This window comes from Perlabentimonas gracilis, from assembly GCF_011174675.1.
Classification (GTDB): Bacteria; Bacteroidota; Bacteroidia; order Bacteroidales; family Tenuifilaceae; genus Perlabentimonas; species Perlabentimonas gracilis.
Genome location: NZ_JAANIG010000042.1, coordinates 1 through 17,376 on the forward strand (window position 1 = coordinate 1; position 17,376 = coordinate 17,376).

Annotated in this window: 18 protein-coding genes; 4 read left to right on the plus strand and 14 right to left on the minus strand. The window is 44.3% G+C overall.

All coding sequences use genetic code 11. From position 1 onward, the window contains the following. The first annotated feature begins 191 nt into the window (after positions 1–191). Positions 192–1,979, plus strand: coding sequence for a translation elongation factor 4 (gene lepA / locus G8O23_RS14680; RefSeq protein WP_166366162.1), 1,788 nt, complete (start codon positions 192–194; stop codon positions 1,977–1,979). Positions 1,980–2,057: 78 nt separating this feature from the next. Here lepA and G8O23_RS14685 read toward each other — a convergent pair whose 3' ends face one another. The 8 genes from G8O23_RS14685 to G8O23_RS14720 form a co-directional block, all read right to left on the minus strand. Beyond that, on the minus strand, positions 2,058–3,527 hold the full coding sequence (locus tag G8O23_RS14685; RefSeq protein ID WP_166366164.1) for a glycoside hydrolase family 16 protein: 1,470 nt from the start codon (positions 3,525–3,527) through the stop codon (positions 2,058–2,060). A gap of 34 nt (positions 3,528–3,561) precedes the next feature. Continuing rightward, on the minus strand, positions 3,562–3,942 hold the full coding sequence (locus G8O23_RS14690) for a DUF1987 domain-containing protein (RefSeq protein ID WP_166366166.1): 381 nt from the start codon (positions 3,940–3,942) through the stop codon (positions 3,562–3,564). Positions 3,943–4,154: 212 nt separating this feature from the next. Then, positions 4,155–4,853 carry a response regulator transcription factor RprY gene (gene rprY / locus G8O23_RS14695; protein ID WP_166366168.1) on the minus strand — a complete coding sequence of 233 codons (699 nt, stop codon included), beginning with the start codon at positions 4,851–4,853 and terminating at the stop codon, positions 4,155–4,157. Between the two features lie 13 nt (positions 4,854–4,866). Beyond that, complete coding sequence (locus G8O23_RS14700; RefSeq protein ID WP_166366170.1) at positions 4,867–6,468, minus strand: sensor histidine kinase; 1,602 nt, start codon at positions 6,466–6,468, stop codon at positions 4,867–4,869. 226 nt (positions 6,469–6,694) lie between these two features. Next, on the minus strand, positions 6,695–7,102 hold the full coding sequence (locus tag G8O23_RS14705; RefSeq protein WP_166366172.1) for an IPExxxVDY family protein: 408 nt from the start codon (positions 7,100–7,102) through the stop codon (positions 6,695–6,697). Positions 7,103–7,150: 48 nt separating this feature from the next. Continuing rightward, positions 7,151–7,933 (minus strand): ribonuclease III, encoded by a 783-nt coding sequence (rnc, locus tag G8O23_RS14710; RefSeq protein ID WP_166366174.1) that lies wholly within the window; start codon positions 7,931–7,933, stop codon positions 7,151–7,153. A 4-nt stretch (positions 7,934–7,937) separates the two neighbouring features. Next, entirely contained in the window at positions 7,938–9,191 is a 1,254-nt protein-coding gene (gene fabF / locus G8O23_RS14715; protein ID WP_166366177.1) for a beta-ketoacyl-ACP synthase II, read from the minus strand. Positions 9,192–9,235: 44 nt separating this feature from the next. Next, on the minus strand, positions 9,236–9,472 hold the full coding sequence (locus tag G8O23_RS14720) for an acyl carrier protein (protein WP_166366179.1): 237 nt from the start codon (positions 9,470–9,472) through the stop codon (positions 9,236–9,238). Between the two features lie 181 nt (positions 9,473–9,653). Between G8O23_RS14720 and purN the strand changes: the two genes are divergently transcribed. Beyond that, the gene (gene purN, locus G8O23_RS14725) at positions 9,654–10,229 is read left to right on the plus strand and encodes a phosphoribosylglycinamide formyltransferase (RefSeq protein WP_166366181.1); all 576 of its coding nucleotides are present in this window, start codon (positions 9,654–9,656) and stop codon (positions 10,227–10,229) included. 13 nt (positions 10,230–10,242) lie between these two features. On the opposite strand, the gene G8O23_RS14730 is transcribed toward purN, so the two are convergent. The 6 genes from G8O23_RS14730 to G8O23_RS14755 all read right to left on the minus strand — a co-directional run bounded on the left by G8O23_RS14730 (position 10,243) and on the right by G8O23_RS14755 (position 15,399). Continuing rightward, positions 10,243–10,944 carry a hypothetical protein gene (locus G8O23_RS14730; RefSeq protein WP_166366183.1) on the minus strand — a complete coding sequence of 234 codons (702 nt, stop codon included), beginning with the start codon at positions 10,942–10,944 and terminating at the stop codon, positions 10,243–10,245. Between the two features lie 116 nt (positions 10,945–11,060). Then, positions 11,061–12,350, minus strand: a complete 1,290-nt coding sequence (locus G8O23_RS14735) for a M23 family metallopeptidase (protein ID WP_219932546.1) — start codon at positions 12,348–12,350, stop codon at positions 11,061–11,063. Positions 12,351–12,596: 246 nt separating this feature from the next. Continuing rightward, positions 12,597–13,478: a YitT family protein gene (locus G8O23_RS14740; RefSeq protein ID WP_235942306.1), complete on the minus strand. Its 882-nt coding sequence runs from the start codon at positions 13,476–13,478 to the stop codon at positions 12,597–12,599. A 126-nt stretch (positions 13,479–13,604) separates the two neighbouring features. Next, positions 13,605–14,483 (minus strand): YitT family protein, encoded by an 879-nt coding sequence (locus G8O23_RS14745; protein WP_166366187.1) that lies wholly within the window; start codon positions 14,481–14,483, stop codon positions 13,605–13,607. 92 nt (positions 14,484–14,575) lie between these two features. Beyond that, entirely contained in the window at positions 14,576–14,899 is a 324-nt protein-coding gene (locus G8O23_RS14750) for an iron-sulfur cluster assembly protein (protein ID WP_166366189.1), read from the minus strand. A gap of 74 nt (positions 14,900–14,973) precedes the next feature. Continuing rightward, positions 14,974–15,399 carry a SufE family protein gene (locus tag G8O23_RS14755; RefSeq protein WP_166366191.1) on the minus strand — a complete coding sequence of 142 codons (426 nt, stop codon included), beginning with the start codon at positions 15,397–15,399 and terminating at the stop codon, positions 14,974–14,976. Between the two features lie 328 nt (positions 15,400–15,727). Between G8O23_RS14755 and pdxA the strand changes: the two genes are divergently transcribed. After that, positions 15,728–16,774 (plus strand): 4-hydroxythreonine-4-phosphate dehydrogenase PdxA, encoded by a 1,047-nt coding sequence (pdxA, locus tag G8O23_RS14760; protein WP_166366193.1) that lies wholly within the window; start codon positions 15,728–15,730, stop codon positions 16,772–16,774. Positions 16,775–16,786: 12 nt separating this feature from the next. After that, entirely contained in the window at positions 16,787–17,368 is a 582-nt protein-coding gene (gene ruvA / locus G8O23_RS14765; protein WP_166366195.1) for a Holliday junction branch migration protein RuvA, read from the plus strand. Positions 17,369–17,376 lie beyond the last annotated feature (8 nt).

Sequence of the window (17,376 nt, forward strand, 5' to 3'; positions counted from 1 at the left end):
GCTTTTTTGTTAATAAAGCACCTATTCTTTAATTTCAACTACAATCCTGACCTTATATTTCTCAATTTCAATCTGTTAATCTTCCGAACATGACTGGGCTCGGCCCTCCTTTTTTGCGCATTGCGTTTTATTACAATCTATTCCCAATTTGCCCAATTTTAAATATCTTTGCGCACCAAATGGCGAACAACATGAATAACATTAGGAATTTTTGCATCATTGCTCATATTGATCACGGTAAGAGCACCCTGGCCGACAGACTGCTAGAGTTTACAAATACCCTTACCGAGAAGGAATCGCAGGAGCAAGTGCTCGACAGTATGGAGCTGGAGCGTGAAAAGGGCATAACCATCAAGAGCCACGCCATTCAGATGGACTACGAGCAGGATGGGCAGGTGTATAAGCTTAACCTTATTGATACTCCGGGTCATGTCGATTTCTCCTACGAAGTTTCTCGTGCCATAGCGTCATGCGAGGGAGCATTGCTAATTGTTGATGCAACCCAGGGCATTCAGGCACAAACCATATCGAACCTGTACCTTGCCATAGGAAACGACTTGGAGATAATACCTGTGGTAAATAAGATAGACATGGATGCCGCCATGGTTGAGGATGTGAAGGATCAGATTGTGGATCTTATTGGCTGCGACAGGGAGGATATACTTGCCACCAGCGCCAAAACAGGGATGGGGGTCGAGGAGGTTCTCAAGGCCATTGTTAAGAAGGTGCCATCTCCAAAAGGTGATCCCGACGCGCCACTTCAAGCGCTTATATTCGACTCTGTTTTCAACCCTTTTCGGGGTATTATCGCCTACTTCAAGGTGTTTAATGGTACCCTCCGTAAGGGCGAAAGGGTTAAGTTTTTCAATACTAACCAGCAGTACGATGCTGATGAGGTGGGTGTTTTAAAGCTAAAAATGTTACCCAAGGATTCCATAAGTGCTGGCGATGTGGGATATATTATCTCCGGTATAAAAAACTCTTCCGAAGTAAAGGTTGGCGATACAATAACCCATGTGAGCAGGCCTTGCAGCAAGGGTATCGCAGGGTTCGAGGATGTTAAACCTATGGTTTTTGCGGGTTTGTACCCGGTGGAGTCCGACGACTACGAGGATCTTCGTGCATCACTCGACAAGCTTAAGCTCAACGATGCATCCCTTACCTACGAGCCAGAAAGCTCGTTGGCTCTTGGCTTTGGTTTTCGTTGCGGGTTCCTTGGCCTTCTCCACATGGAGATTGTGCAGGAACGTTTGTATCGCGAGTTCGACATGGATGTGATTACCACAGTACCCAACGTTTCGTATGATGTTTACACAACCAAGGGGGAGGTTCTTGAAATTCATAACCCCAGCGGATTACCATCGCCAAACCTTATTGAAAGGATAGAAGAGCCTACCATAAAGGCACAAATTATAACCAATAGCGAGTCGTTAGGTGCAGTAATGAAGCTGTGCATTGATAAACGGGGCGAGCTGAAAAACCAGGTTTTTTTAACTACCAATAGAATCGAGCTAACTTTTATAATGCCCCTGTCCGAGATTGTATTCGACTTCTACGATAAGCTTAAATCAATCTCAAGAGGTTATGCCTCACTCGATTATCATATGGAGGGGTATCAGGTTGCCAGCTTAGTTCGATTAGACGTGCTGCTGAACGGTGAGATGGTTGATGCCCTCTCGACCCTTATACACCGCGACTACGCCTATCCCTTTGGCCGCAGGATGTGCGAGAAGCTAAAGGAGCTAATCCCGCGCCAGCAGTTCGATATTGCTGTTCAGGCTGCCATTGGAACCAAGGTTATTGCCCGCGAAACCATTAAGGCCCTGCGTAAGGATGTTACCGCCAAGTGTTATGGTGGTGATATATCGCGTAAGCGCAAGCTCCTCGAGAAGCAGAAGAAGGGGAAAAAACGGATGCGCCAGGTGGGTAATGTTGAGGTTCCTCAGCAAGCCTTCCTTGCAGTGCTTAAGATGGACTAACAAAGATTTTAGTTTATAACCAATACGCAACAAGGGGCACAGCTGTGCCCCTTGTTGCGTATTATACTTTAGGAAAGTTTACAGCTCAGTATTGCGCCAGCATCTAACCCAGTCAATCCGCATTTCTGCTGGCAGATGTGGGTCGGCCATATCACCATTAACCCCGGATGAGAAAACGAGGTATGCAGGTGCACTTGGAATGTTCGTTGTGGTCTCGGCGTAGGTTACCCCATTAATTTTCCACGTTAGCTTGCCAGGAGCCCACTCAACGCTCATAATGTAGTAGCCGTTGGTGAAGTTAAACCCGCTAAGGGGTGCTTTAAAACTGTTTATCTTGCCATTATCGTTTTGCCAAAACAGGGAGCCTTGCACACTGGGTTTTTTGGCTCCGTTTTGCCTGAAAATATCAATATGGGGAAGCATCGAGTCGCCCACAAGCCAGAAGGCGTGGAAAAGGTTCGGTGCCATAGTAAATTTAACCTTGGCTTCAAATTTCCCGTAAAGCTGGCGGAACGATTGCCCAGTATTAATTATTCCAGAGGTATAGTCGAACGATTTGGGTACAAAGCCAAAGCGCTTGTCCCATGATAAGCTATCGGCGCTTTCTTTTTTGGTTAAAATTTTTAGCGTGCTATTGCTGATTTCAGCATTGGCGCCATCGGTGTAGGCATGCTTATCGCCTGCAAGCGAATAGCTTTTCTGGGCAAGTGCCTCGCCCCAGAAGTAACGGGTTAGCCACTTTCCAGAGTCTAATTTTTTATCGTTAAACTCATCGGCAAAGGTAAGCTCCCAACGCTTAATATCGTCAAATTTTTTCGACTTTTGAGTTTTGCGAAACCAAACAATTTTTTGGGATTTTTCGAGACTCTGAAACTCAACCAGCTTTTGGTACGCTTCGGTTTGCTCAAACTTGCCTTTTGATAGTAGATACTTTTTCCGCTCGATAAACTCGTTGGATGCTATGTACTCCTCAAGTTCGTAGTACCTCTTTATGGTATCCGATCCCTCGAGCTTTTGGAAATCCAGGTATGGCTTCCAACTTTTAAGTTTGAAATACTTCTTCAACTCCGAATCTTTCTGAAGCGTTTTGTACTCTAATTCCTTCTTGTAATCATCGGAGTTACTCTTTTTATGCTCTTTTTGCTGACTTCGGTACTCTGCAGAGTTTACAAATTGCTTTAGCTCCTCGTAACGCGATGGTTTACCCGATTGTTCTATGGAGTTTATAAAGTCAGGGGTATCGGAGTTTTTTACCTTAAGATAGTTTTTTACCTCCTTGTTCTTCTTTAGCCTAATAAGTTCGGCTTCACGTTTTTCCTCCTCCGAGTTGCTATACTTTACAAGGGCTAGCTCCTGCTTTGTCTTTTGGGGTTCACCCGATTCAACAAAATCCTTTAGGGCGAGGTAGTTTTTGTACTCCTTGGACTCGGCAAAGCGGAGTAGTTCGTTATACTCTTCGTGAAGAGCCGACTCTCTCTTCTCGAACTCTTCGGTTTTGGGGATTCGACCAAAGAGTTTCAGCGTTGCTAGGCGTAGGTTTAGTGCCATTTGGTTTGGTATAGTTACTAGTTAAAGGAACAGGTCATCTTGAGTGTGCAATGAACTTGAAAGGCACCTTGATGTTCTCCGAGTAGTCTTCGCCAGCTTCAATCATATCCTCATCGTCTTCCAGATAGTGCCATTGAACCTCCACCTCAAAACCATTCCGATGAATATCCCTGAATTTTTCAAGGAGTTTAAGTATCATTTTTGATGATGAGGTGTTGTAGTACTCAAAGTTAAACTTAATTTGGGTTGACTCGTTTGGCGCCTTAGCGTATTCGTCAAACCAAGTTAGTATGGGGCAGAAAAAAGTTGACACATCCTCTGGTAATGAATTCCCCGAAAACTCAAAAATGCTATTTTCTTTGTCAAGAACAACTTTGGGTGTCTCGTTTGTGGGTTCAATTACAATCTTTTCCATATTCAAATCTTTTCAATGCAATTTCAACTCCCAATGATAGCACAAAAAAATGAGAAAGCAATGAGTCCTTCCACATCTGCTAACAACAAAGTTAACGAAAAAGAAGTAAAATGGTTGTTTTTTTAGAAAATAATTGGGTGTGCTATGCACAGGCAAAAGCGCAGCGTTTTTCGATCGAAAAACGCTGCGCTACCTGCTTTAAAGTCTCGTTATTACGAGTTCGATATAAGTTTAAACCCTTTGCCCCTTACGTTGATAATCTCAACGGTAGGGTCCATGCTAAGATATTTCCTGAGCTTTGTGATGTACACATCCATGCTTCGCGCATTGAAGTAGCTATCATCTATCCAGATGGTTTTCAGGGCAAAGTTCCGATCGAGCACCGAGTTTTTATTAAGGCACAAATACCTAAGCAGTTCACTTTCCTTGGTTGTTAGTCGCTTTGATTCATCGCCAAGGGTAAGGGTTTGCTTGGTTACATCAAACTCGTAGTTGCCTATTTGAAACACCTCCTGTTCCGAGGAGGAGGGATCATTTCGAGTTCTGCGTAAAATGGCCTCAATGCGCAGCAGGAGCTCCTCAATGCTAAACGGTTTGGTCATATAGTCATCGGCACCAAGGGTAAAGCCCTCCAGCACATCTTCCTTCATCGACTTTGCGGTGAGGAACAGAATGGGCATGCTGCTGTTGATGGTTCTAATCTCTTTGGCCAGCGTAAAACCATCCTTTATGGGCATCATTACATCTAGGATGCAGATATCGTAGTGGTTATTGTTAAATCCCTTGTAGGCTCTTTCTCCATCTTTATACAAGTCGGTTTCGTATCCTTTTGCCTGAAGGTATTCTTTAAGTAGAAGCCCTAGGTTCTCATCATCCTCTGCTAGCAGAATCCTAACTTTTGCCTTTTCCATAGTTGTATTTATATTAATTAATAGAGTTTTTATCGTTTGGTCCACCCCATGGTAAGTAGCAGCTAAATGTGCTCCCCTTACCGGGGCTGCTATCAACCCAAATTTTCCCCCCGTGCTCTTCAACAATCTTTTTCACGTAGCACAGCCCAAGGCCAAAGCCTTTTACGTTGTGAATGTTGCCGGTGGGTACGCGGTAAAACTGATCGAAAATACGTCGTTGGTTTTCCCTGCTTATCCCAATGCCGTTATCCTGAACCATAAAAACTAGGCCCTTGGCCCCGTCTTTCGTTGCGATGGTTATGCGGGGGTCGCCATTACGATACTTCACCGCGTTATCGAGCAGGTTGTTTACCACGTTGGTAATGTGTATCTCGTCGCCCAGAATGGTTGGCTTGCTCGCGTTAAGCTCCGATAACATACTGCCCTCCACGTTATTCAGCTGTATTTCGAAAGATTGGCTAACCTTTTTGATGATGTCATGAACATTAAGTGGCTTAATTTTCAGCTTTAGCTTGGTCTTCTCAAAGATAGCCATTTGTAGCACCTTTTCAACCTGTAGACCCAACCGTTTGCTCTCCTCCGAAATTACCCCACCCAGGTATCCTGTGCGCTTGTTCTCGTCGGGGATAGTCTCATCCTTTAGCATTTGTGCTGCCAACGATATGGTTGATATGGGTGTTTTAAGCTCGTGGGTCATATTGCTCACAAAATCGCTCTTGATTTCCGATAACCTTTTTTGCTTAAAAATAATGGCAATGGTTATGGTAAAGCTAAGTATGATAATAAATGTGAGCAAAAATGTGGTGAACGTCATGGTCCCCAGGGAGCTGAGAACATAGGTTTTTTGATTTGGGAAATGTACAGAGAGGAAGTACTTCTTTGAGAAAAAATCGTTTGGGAAGATATTCTTCTTCAGCTGGTTTTGTGCAGAGGGGCTATAGTTTGCCGACTTGTAAACCACGCTATCGTTCTCCGATGCTAACTTGTACTCATACTTGGCCCTTATTCCCAGCTTGGCAAATTCGTTTCGAATTATAGTATCGAGCACCTTATGTGGGATTCGCTCCTCGATGGGTAGCTCAATCCGGATCATCTTGTCAACAATATTTTCAACAAAAACGGTTTTGTTTATTAACTTTTCATCTATGGATATGTTGAATGATATGTCGTTGCTTTTGAGCGATTGCCTTACCGGTTTCACGTCCCAAAGATCCTTGTCAATTCGAATAATCTGCAACGAATCGATACCAGCAATGCTGGCAACGGAGGGGATGCGCAGCGTGTCGAGCTGTTGGATGGTAAATACTTGTTGATTCTTCTCCTGCGATCTAATTCCGCTTCGGGTGCGATTGAACGTGCTGTAATGATAGGTTAACCGGGGCGATGTTGAGGAACCCGCTGTTGCGTAGGGGCTAATCTCATCAATAACCTGTACTATGGTTTCTTGCCTTTCCACCTCACTGCTTATCTTATCGAGCGCAAGCTTGGCTGTTTGCCAAAACTGCTCCTCCTTAACATCAATAGCAATTTTTACCCATTGGGTTTGAACCATAATCAAACCAATGGTTGCCAGCAAGATTAGGCTGGCCAAGATCCATATAGCGCTGCGTCTCATGAACACAAATGTAAATACTTTGAAACACCTTTCGGCTAAGGGTTAACAGTATTTAACACACGTTAATTCCTGTTAGCTAATCTTATTGTTATATTTGCAGTGTTAAATCATTCTACTTTCCCTCGGGAAAGATCAATAGAGTGTTTTTTCATAGGTTTAAGGTTTTAGGGTTAATGCAGGCGGGGTGGTTCCCGCCTGCATTGTTTTTATGGAGTACCATTAATCGCTATAGATTTTGCATAGGAGCAAGCCCTTTGATCTTGGATGCATCAATCCTTATTGCGGCAAGCACCGATGGAATAGTTTTTATCTTCTGAACTAAATCTTTTATGCCCTCAGCAGGCATATCGCCTTGTATTCTTACAATGTAATCGATGTTGGGCAGCTCCTTAACCAACAAATTCGACTCATACTTATTCTTCACGATATCTATGGAGTAGGGACTTGTTCCTTCTTCATTTTTGAGGGTAGGGTAGCATAAATCCAGATGCTTAAGGCCTGCGCTTTGCGATAGCTTAAGGTGAAGGGATGTGTTTAACTCCCAAGAGAGCTTGTGAAGGGAGAGCGTGGTGGAGAGTGCAATGAATGTGGCTTTTTCGCTAGGCACCTCAAGCTTTATCTGCTTTTTTTTCATAGGTCAACCAAAGTTTAGCCAATAGATTCAGGGCGAATTTTTATTGCACTAATTTTCCCAGCTGATTGTTTCTGGTTTAAGCTGCTGGTTGGGTAGCGGGAATAAATCTATCCTCTCTATAGCCACCATCGCTGCATTCTGTTCCGCTTCCTTTTTTGACGAGCCGTATCCAGTTCCAAGCAGCCTATTATCGAGTAGTAGCTTTGCCACAAATGAAGGATTTTGACCTCGCTCGGTCTCTTGCTCCTCGCTCTCAAACTGAATGCAGAGCTTATTTTTCTGAGCCAGCTCAATGATGCGGCTTTTGTAATCGGTTTCGGTTTCCTTTAGGGCTGCAAGATCAATGTGCCTATTTAGGATGAAGGAGTTGATCCACCTGCGTGTAGTTTCGAAGCCCCTATCGAGGTATATTGCCCCGACAAACGCTTCCAGGGCATCACCAAAAATGTGTCGGTGAGCCAATGGGTTGTTGGTTTGGGTAATAACCAACTTGTCTAAACCAATGGTTAGGGCAAGTGCGTTTAAGCTACTTCGGCTTACTATGCGCGAGCGCATTTTGGTCAGGAAGCCCTCGTTCTCGTTGGGGAATTTAACAAAGAGGTACTCGGCAACAATAGAATCGATAATCGAATCGCCAAGGTACTCAAGGCGTTCGTTGTTTACCTTTCTTCCGTTAGCAATGGAAGAGGTTGCCGACTTGTGAATTAGGGCAATCTTGTATAGATCCAGATTTCGTGGTTTTAGGGCAAAACTATTACAAAGCTGGCGTTTTAGAGTTACATCAGCACCGTTAAGCTTGATATTTTTTGACCTAAAAAAGAAACGAATCACTGTCCTATTCAGAGAATTTTTTGAAGACCACAGATGAGTTATGGCCACCAAACCCGAATGTATTGCTAAGCGCAACGTTTACCTCGCGCTTTTTAGCTTTGTTCAGGGTCAGGTCAACCTTGGGATCAATCTCTGGGTCTGGATTAGCGTGGTTGATGGTAGGAGGAACAATGCCTTTGTTGATGGCAAATATTGCAGCAATGGCCTCAATGGCTCCCGTGGCACCAAGAAGGTGACCGGTCATCGATTTGGTTGAGCTTACGCTTAGCTTGTAGGCGTGCTCACCGAAAACTGATGTAATTGCTTTTATTTCGGCAATATCACCAAGTGGCGTAGCCGTTCCATGCACGTTGATATAGTCAACATCCTCTAGCTTGAGGTTCGCATTTTTAAGGGTGTTGATCATTACATTCTTCGCTCCTAAACCTTCGGGGTGTGGTGCGGTAAAGTGATGAGCGTCAGCGGTCATTCCACCGCCAGCAAGCTCGGCGTAAATCTTTGCACCTCTAGCCTTGGCATGCTCGTACTCCTCAAGGATAAGAGCACCTGCACCTTCGCCCATAACGAAACCGTCGCGGGTTACGTCGAACGGACGTGATGCGGTTTTGTACTCATCGTTATTGGTTGAGATGGCTTGCATAGCATTAAAGCCTCCCATTCCCGCTTCGTTAACTGATGCTTCAGATCCACCGGTGAGCATAATGGTTGCCTGCCCAAGGCGAATTAGGTTAAGCGCATCGATTAAAGCGTGAGTTGATGAAGCACAGGCCGAAACTGTTGAGTAGTTTGGTCCTCTAAACCCGTAGCGGATGCTGATATGCCCTGAGGCAATATCGGCAATCATTTTGGGGATAAAGAAAGGGCTAAATCGCGGAGTGCCATCACCCGCGAAGTAGCCTCTCATTTCCTCCATAAAAGTTTGAATTCCTCCAATACCAGAGGCCCAGATTACTCCTGCGGCATCGTGGTCGATCTTCTCAAGATCAAGCCCCGAGTCGAGGAACGCTTCATGAGCCGATACCATAGCATACTGACAGTAAAGGTCGTACTTGCGTAGTTCCTTCCGGTCGAAGTGCTGGAGGGCATCAAAGTTTTTTACCTGACAGGCAAATTTGGTTTTAAACTTGGCGGTATCAAAGCTGGTGATCATTTCGGCACCGCTAACACCTTGCTCAAGGTTGTTCCAATACTCATTAATATTATTCCCAATGGGGTTAAGTGTTCCTAATCCTGTTACAACAACACGCTTTAGCTCCATAGTTCAAATAATTAATAATAAATAGCTGTCAGGTTTTAAATTTCTTACTTTGAGTTGTTTTCGATGTAGCTTATTGCATCGCCAACTGAACTGATTTTTTCAGCTTCTTCGTCAGGAATAGAAAGGTTGAATTCTTTCTCGAACTCCATAATCAACTCAACGGTGTCAAGTGAATCAGCACCTAAATCGTTAGTGAAGCTGGCCTCAGGAGTTACCTCATTCTCATCAACTCCCAACTTGTCAACGATAATGGCCTTAACTCTGGTAGCAATATCAGACATAGCTTTAAATGTTAAATTAGTAAATTGGTTTATTTCAAATGCAAAGAAAAAAATATTAAGCTAATATAAAAAAGCTTAATCTTAAATTCTGGGCAAAAGTATAGTTTTTGTTTTTATTTTTGATGCTTTGTTCACTACTTTTTTCCTTTTTTTAGCAAACTATTAATTAAACGTTCATATAATGAGGCGTATAGCTATACTTGCTTCGGGCTCGGGCAGCAATGCCGAGAACATAAATACATGGTTTTCGGGCTCAAAGTTAGCCAAAGTATCACTAATACTGACAGATAATCCCCATGCTTTTGTGCTTGAACGAGCCCAAAGGATGGGCATTGAGGCATTGGTGTTCACTCCCGCCGAGCTGCGTAGTGGCATTGTGCTAGCTACCCTGCAGAGTAAAAAGATTGATTTTGTGGTGCTGGCTGGCTTCCTAAAGCTAATACCGGTTGCCTTGGTGGAGGCCTACAGGGGCAAGATTATCAATATCCACCCTGCTCTGCTCCCTAAATTTGGGGGTAAGGGAATGTATGGCGACAGGGTTCATAAGGCTGTGGTTGATGCTGGCGAAACAGAGTCGGGCATTACCATTCACTATGTGAATGAACATTACGATGAGGGCCACATAGTATTTCAAGCAAAGTGCACTGTAAGCATTGACGATACACCTGAAATGGTGGCTCAAAAGGTGCATGCACTGGAATATGCCCACTACCCCAGGGTGATTGAGGAACTAATTAGTAACTTGGATACTCAGTAAACGTTATAATTGGCTAGTTGTTAAGCACGTTGAAGTTAATTTGAATCCCCAACCCAAATACAATAAAGTTGTGATCCCAGGTAAGGCTACCCGATGTTTTGTAGGGAATTGAAAGCCCAGCATCGGCATAGAATTTAATGTTTTTGTAGCCCATAAGGATCACAACTCCTGGTTCTGCAAACAGGTTGGTTTCCTTGTTGATGTTAACTCCAGAGAACCTCAGCACACCATTTATATCAACAAAATTGCTCGAGAAGCCAATGGTAGGTTGTATAAACACTTTGTTCCTTAGAGATGTTTGGTTCCCATCGTAGAATGAGTTGCGAAAGTCCGCTGGCACTCTGCCCGAGCCTGCCCCTCCAAAAAAGCCAAATTTACCGAAGTTTCCTATTTGCCCAAAATAGCCCAAGCCGCCTTCGAAGTAGGTAAAGTGCTCGGTTATCTCAACCTGCTGGTCGTTAATTGTGAGCTCTTTGTCCTCGGCAAAAAAGCTCCCAGTAAATGTAAGCCCAATATTATCGGTTAGGGCGTATGCCATTTGTAGCTCATTATTGCCTACGCTTATTACACCAGAAACCTGCGCATCTCCTTGCTTGTTGAGCAAAGGTGCGTTGTAACTAGTGGGGTAGTATGCTGTTTTGCAAGATGATAAGCCAGTAGCAACTATTATAATTGCTAGCGCTTTCCTTATAGGTAAGTGATTTGGTGTTTTCATAGCCATATTTTTTTGGTAAAATAGGGCTAAATGATATCAATGTCAATATACCATCAGGGTATAGAAATTTTCTATATCGCAAAATGATAGTATTGATATCGGTATGCCGATGAATGCTAGAAGGAGGAGTATGCGCTGTGCTCTGGGAATACAGGCCTAAGCGATATGCTGTCGAGTTTCATTCGGAGGGGGGCAATTGATTTAGCAAAGTACTCCAAATTCTCCTCCTTAATGGGCTCAACGGGAGGCGCTTCAACCTTAAGCGGATCGATGGGTTTGCCATTTTTCCAAAAGCGCATATCTAGGTGGGGGCCAGTGGCCAAACCGGTTTTGCCCACGTAGCCTATTACTTGGCCCTGCTGTACTCGCACACCTTTTGCTATTCCCTTTCCAAATCGCGAGAAGTGGTTGTAGCCAGTGGTGTACACGCTATTGTGACGAATTTTTACGTAGTTTCCTGCGGAGTTGTTGTACCCCTTTTCAATAACCACGCCATCGCCAAGGGCTACCACTGGGGTTCCTTCGGGAGCAGCATAATCTACGCCAGTATGGGGTCGCCTAATTTTCAGGATGGGGTGCATTCGGCTGTATGAAAAGCCAGAACTTATTCTTGAAAACCTTAGAGGTGCCTTTAGAAATGTTTTGCGTAGGCTATTGCCCTGCTCGTCCCAGTAGCTCCACACCGAATCCTGCATATACCGATACGCATAGTACTTTTGCCCTCGATGCTCAAACCATGCGGCGTGAATGGTTCCAATTCCAACAGGGTTATCGCCAACGAAGAGTTCATCGTATACGGCTTTGAATTTATCGCCCTTATACAGTCCAAAAAAATCGACAGCCCAAGCAAACACATCGGACAGGTCCAGTGCAAGCACCGGGTTAAGGTTATGGCTTTTCATCGCTTCCCAGAGCGAACTGCTTATCTCGGCCTCGCTTATTCGGGTTACGGGAACTATGTTATGCTGTCCTCGGGTTACGCTTAGCTCATCACCAAAGTGAAACACTACGTAGTCAACTTGCGAATGCTCATATACCAAATACTTTGCACTATTAGTAGTATCGGGGGTTGTAAAAAGTTTGTACTGATTGCCGGCGCGCACGGTGCGAATATCAAAAACATCCTTAGCCTTGCTACCTAGCTGGTTCACCAGCTGACTACTCACGCCATGCGAATGCATTATGCTACCAAGGGTTTGGTTTCGCCTAACGGTGTAGGTTTCCACAACGAAAGAGTCAATAGGGATGCCATACTCTAACGTGGGTGGTGCTATCTCATCATCCATCATTTCGAGGATTGGCTCGTGCAGGAATGTTTCTTGACTTCTGTTGGTGAGTATTACCGTTAAAAGTATTGCTGATATTATAATAAGTGCCGATATGGCAATGATGAGATTTCTTTTCATTCGTAAAATCATTTTTGGTTTTCCACTGTTAGCTTAACGAAGTATAAATTGATGGTATTTGGGTTAAGCAAATAGAACACCTTTATTTAGTTTCATTCAAACCATTATCTAAGGAAAGGCGTTTCAGAATAAGCCATTATCTACATTTCGTAAGGCAAATAAAGATAATTTACAGTGAAACTCCTAGTCCCTGCGAGCATTTTAGCTTTTTTGAGGGATTATATTGTTTTGGAGTCTGAGGAATATCTACGAACGGATTCGCTCAAACCCCTGACCATAAACCCCCATAACATTGGCTACCGATACGAAGGCATCATGGTCAATCTCCTTGATGATTTTGTATATGCTGCTAGCCTCGTGCTTCCTCACAAGCGTCACAACTACTTTCTGATTCTCCTTGGTATACCATCCTGTACCATCAATAACAGTAACGCCTCGGTTTATCTGGCTGGTTATTCTATCGGCAATTTCGCTGTACTTTCGCGAGAAGATAAACATTTGCACCGACTGACGGCTACCCGACAGAACCGCATCAATGGCGTAAGCCGTAATGGCCATGGCCACGTATCCGTACACAATGGTTTCGATTCGCTTTACAGGAACAAGCTCGGTGAGCACCAGGAATGAGGAGCCGATGATAAACACATCGCACATAAGGATAACCCGGCCCGGGCTGATGTTGCGATACTTGTTTACTATCATAGCTATAATATCGGTACCGCCCGTACTTCCGCCCTGTGTAAATATAATCCCGAGGCCAACCCCCGACAGTATGCCGCCAATTATTGCCGACAATAACTTATCCTCAACAACAGGAAGGTGAATTACCGATTGAAGCACCGAGAGCAAAACCGATCCTGCAACAACTCCAAAAATTGTTTTTACTCCAAAGTTTGCCCCAAGTACCTTAATGGCAATAAGTATAAGCCCAATATTGATAAGAAAATAGGTGTAGCCAACGGGGAAACCGGTTGCATAGTATACTAAAGCACCAATACCCGATACTCCTCCACCCGTAATTTTATGGGGTAGAAGGAAAGCGGTCCAGGAAAGGGAGTAAAGAAACAGGCCAAAAATAATTATTGTATAAATACGTGCGGCCTTAAAAATAGGTGTAAATTTCATCATACGGTTTTGCAGTAATTTTTTTGCAAAGGTAGCTAAGTATCAGCAAAAAGAAATACTACGGGCAAAAGTAAATAGCCCCATTTGATGTGGGGCTACATAATATATAAGGTATGTAGGGTTTATATCCTAATGCCGGATCTGCTCAAACCCCTTTCCGTAAACCCCCATAACGTTGGCAACCGATATAAAGGCTTTGCTATCAACCTCCTTTATCATACGGTACAGGTCGCTGGCTTCATGCTTGCGCACAAGGGTAATAATAACTTTTTGGGGTTCCTTGGTGTACCATCCCATCCCGTCGATAACAGTTGCTCCACGGCCCATTCCCACAGAGATTCTATCGGCAATTGCGGTGTAGTTTTTTGAGAAGATAAGAACCTGAACCGATTGCCTATTACCTGATAGCAGCGCATCTATAGCGTAAGCCTGAAGGGCCATGGCCACGTAGCCGTACACTATGGTTTCAATACGTTTTACAGGTTCTAGCTCGGTAAGCACCAAGAATGATGAGCCTATTATAAATACATCGCACAGCATGATTACCCTGCCGGGGCTAATGTTGCGGTACTTATTTACAATCATGGCAATAATATCAGTACCTCCTGTGCTGCCTCCCTGGGTGAAAATAATTCCGAGTCCCACACCACCTAAGCCTCCTCCAATAATGGTAGACAAAAACTTATCCTCAACAACAGGTGCCTGAATTACTGATTGTAGTACCGATAGCAGCAGGGCGGCTATGGTAACTCCAAAAACGGTTTTTATACCAAAGTTGGCGCCAAGTACTTTTATAGCTACTAGCAGAAGCCCCAGATTTACAATGAAAAAGGTGTACCCAACCGGAATTCCTGTGGCGTAAAAAACAAGGGCACCTATGCCCGAAACACCACTACCTGTAATTCGATGGGGAATAAGGAAGGCAGTCCATGCCAAAGCAAAAATAGCAAGTCCAACAGTTATAATGGAGTAGCTGCGGGCGTTCCCAAGGATGTTTTTGAGTGTCATGGTAGTTAGTATTTGATTGCTGCAAATTTAAGGCAACCAAACAGGCTTTTCTATGACTTTTTGCAGATGTTTTGGGATGATACTTCTTAGCCTTACAAAAAACCCAACTCCAGCATAGCTTCCTCACTCATCATGCTTTTGTCCCACGGGGGATCGAAGGTAAGGTTGAGCACCACCTCGGTAACACCTTCAACCTCGGCTACTCGGTCGTTTACCTCTTGTAGCAATTGGTCGGCCATGGGGCAGTTGGGTGCGGTTAGAGTCATCTTCACGTTGGTTGTGCCGTTCTCTTCCACATCAACCTCGTATATCAACCCTAAATCGTAAATATTTACAGGTATCTCGGGGTCGAAAATATCCTTAAGCACCTTCACTATGTTGGCCTCGGTGGCAAGTATGTCCAGGGGTTGTGACATGGCTACTACATTTTTTAATTTGATTGCTCTTTACTTTTGTAATGGAGAAACAGGATAGGGTTTAAATTGTTTGCCTACCCGTTCTGCTTTGCTTGGTATGCCAAGGCGTATAGCTTCATCTGCTTAATCATGGCAATTAGTCCGTTCGATCGAGTGGGCGAGAGATTTTCCTTTAGCCCAATCTTGTCAATAAAGTATAGGTCGGCATCAATCACCTCCTTGGGGGTGCGCTCGTTAAGCACCCGAACAAGCAGGGCAACAATGCCCTTGGTGATTATGGCATCGCTGTCGGCAACGAAATGTAGCCTGCCGTCCACCAGCTCAGCATCGACCCACACCTTGCTCTGACACCCCTTAATCAGGTGCTGCTCGGTGCGCTTATTCTCATCTATTGGGGTTAAGTCGTTTCCTAGGTCGATGAGCTGTTGGTAGCGATCCATCCAGTCGTCGAACATGGTGAACTCTTCAATTATCTGATCCTGAATATCGTTTATTGTCATCGCATTATTTTTTATGCTGCAAATTTAACAATTACATACGAGAATAAGGAAAAATCAATGGGGGTATCTTTATCCAATCTGAGCCAATCACTATTTTAAAATCAAGGTAAAACATTTCCTACAACTCGTGCCGTTGGCTCACAATACTCAACGCTTCAATAACCTTTTCCCAAGCACTACCATAGTAGTAACTAGTAAATTGCTGGTAAAGCAACGAAACAAAATTTTTAAGCTATCTTAACTTTAACCCAAATTGCTATCTTTGCCTAATTAAAGCTTTGGCTATTATTGGTTTTTTAGTAAGTAGATTTTTAAAACACATCGACATATGATTGACGGTAAGGTAGTTGTGGGTATTACCCAGGGCGATATTAACGGAATAGGTTACGAGGTTATTATTAAAACCCTATCGGATAACAGGGTGAACGATTTTTGTGTGCCAGTGGTGTACGGGTCGCCAAAGGTGGCGGCATACCACCGAAAGGCCATAAATATGGAAAACTTTAACTTCAATCAAATTAAGGATATTACCGAAGTAAACCCCCGAAAATCGAACATCATAAACTGTATGGACGATAATGTGCGGGTTGAGCTGGGGAAAGTCACCGAGGTAGCAGGCGAGGGCTCAGTGCTCTCCATTGAAGCGGCAATTGCCGACCTTAAGAATGGTAAACTAGACGTTTTGCTAACCTCACCCATCAACAAGCAGAACGTGCAATCCACTAAGTTTAGCTTTCCAGGTCATACCGAATATTTGGCTAGCACCTTCGATACCAAGGATGTGCTCATGCTGCTGGTGAGCGATATCATGAGGGTTGGCGTGGTAACAGGCCATATTCCCCTCTCGGAGGTTCCCCGAAGCATTAACAAGGATCTTATTTTAAGGAAGCTAAGGTTGCTAAATAGCGCCTTGCTCAAAGATTTTGGTATTCGTAAGCCTCGCATTGCAGTGCTGGGGTTAAATCCGCATGCAGGCGATGCTGGGGTGCTGGGAAACGAAGAGCAGGAGATAATCATTCCTGCCATCAAGCAGGCCAACGAAGAGGGCATTGTAGCAGTTGGGCCATACCCCGCCGATGGTTTTTTTGGCGCCGATAATTTTGCAAAGTTCGATGCCATTCTGGCCATGTACCACGACCAGGGCTTAGCACCCTTCAAGTCGCTAGCCTTCGATTCGGGTGTGAACTATACCGCCGGGCTACCCATAGTCCGTACCTCACCTTCGCACGGAACAGCGTTTGAAATTGCCGGACAGAGCAAAGCCTCCGAGAACTCCTTCCGCAACGCCCTATTCCTTGCCATCGATATCCATAAAAATAGGCTAGAGTACGAGGAACTAACGAAGAATCCACTACCTATGTCGAAGACCGAATAGACCATAAGGATTATGTACGATTTTATTAAAGGGAAACTTGCAGAGCTAAATCCGGCCTACGCCGTGGTCGAAGCAGGGGGTATAGGGTATGTTATCAACGTATCGCTCAATACATTTGCCGCCCTCGAGGGGAAGAGCGATGTTATGGTATATTTGCATCAAGTGGTGAGGGAGGATGCCCATCTTTTGTATGGATTTGCTACCGTGTCGGAGCGAGAACTTTTTAGGCACCTTATATCCGTATCGGGGGTTGGAGCAAATACGGCTAGGGTTATTTTGTCGTCCTTATCGGCCGATGAAATTGCGCAGGCTATCATGCAGGGCGATGTGAATACCCTTAAGCAGATAAAGGGGATAGGGCTAAAAACCGCGCAGCGTATTGTCATCGATTTAAAGGATAAGTTGGGCAAATCGGCTCTTGAGCAAGATATTTTTGCTTCGTCAAACAATACTGTTAAGCAAGAAGCGTTATCAGCATTAGTAATGCTAGGGTTTACCAAGAGCCTTGCTGAGAAATCCATAGAGCAGCTATTTAAGAAGAATCCCAGCCATACCGTTGAGAGCTTAATCAAGGATGCGCTAAAGGGATTGTAAAAACATAA

Bases quoted from the DNA above. Each gene is read 5' to 3' on its own strand.
- lepA (WP_166366162.1), top strand. From the start codon at position 192: ATGAATAACATTAGGAATTTTTGCATCATTGCTCATATTGATCACGGT.
- G8O23_RS14685 (WP_166366164.1), bottom strand. From the start codon at position 3,527: ATGGCACTAAACCTACGCCTAGCAACGCTGAAACTCTTTGGTCGAATC.
- G8O23_RS14690 (WP_166366166.1), bottom strand. From the start codon at position 3,942: ATGGAAAAGATTGTAATTGAACCCACAAACGAGACACCCAAAGTTGTT.
- rprY (WP_166366168.1), bottom strand. From the start codon at position 4,853: ATGGAAAAGGCAAAAGTTAGGATTCTGCTAGCAGAGGATGATGAGAAC.
- G8O23_RS14700 (WP_166366170.1), bottom strand. From the start codon at position 6,468: ATGAGACGCAGCGCTATATGGATCTTGGCCAGCCTAATCTTGCTGGCA.
- G8O23_RS14705 (WP_166366172.1), bottom strand. From the start codon at position 7,102: ATGAAAAAAAAGCAGATAAAGCTTGAGGTGCCTAGCGAAAAAGCCACA.
- fabF (WP_166366177.1), bottom strand. From the start codon at position 9,191: ATGGAGCTAAAGCGTGTTGTTGTAACAGGATTAGGAACACTTAACCCC.
- G8O23_RS14720 (WP_166366179.1), bottom strand. From the start codon at position 9,472: ATGTCTGATATTGCTACCAGAGTTAAGGCCATTATCGTTGACAAGTTG.
- purN (WP_166366181.1), top strand. From the start codon at position 9,654: ATGAGGCGTATAGCTATACTTGCTTCGGGCTCGGGCAGCAATGCCGAG.
- G8O23_RS14730 (WP_166366183.1), bottom strand. From the start codon at position 10,944: ATGAAAACACCAAATCACTTACCTATAAGGAAAGCGCTAGCAATTATA.
- G8O23_RS14735 (WP_219932546.1), bottom strand. From the start codon at position 12,350: ATGAAAAGAAATCTCATCATTGCCATATCGGCACTTATTATAATATCA.
- G8O23_RS14740 (WP_235942306.1), bottom strand. From the start codon at position 13,478: ATGATGAAATTTACACCTATTTTTAAGGCCGCACGTATTTATACAATA.
- G8O23_RS14745 (WP_166366187.1), bottom strand. From the start codon at position 14,483: ATGACACTCAAAAACATCCTTGGGAACGCCCGCAGCTACTCCATTATA.
- G8O23_RS14750 (WP_166366189.1), bottom strand. From the start codon at position 14,899: ATGTCACAACCCCTGGACATACTTGCCACCGAGGCCAACATAGTGAAG.
- G8O23_RS14755 (WP_166366191.1), bottom strand. From the start codon at position 15,399: ATGACAATAAACGATATTCAGGATCAGATAATTGAAGAGTTCACCATG.
- pdxA (WP_166366193.1), top strand. From the start codon at position 15,728: ATGATTGACGGTAAGGTAGTTGTGGGTATTACCCAGGGCGATATTAAC.
- ruvA (WP_166366195.1), top strand. From the start codon at position 16,787: ATGTACGATTTTATTAAAGGGAAACTTGCAGAGCTAAATCCGGCCTAC.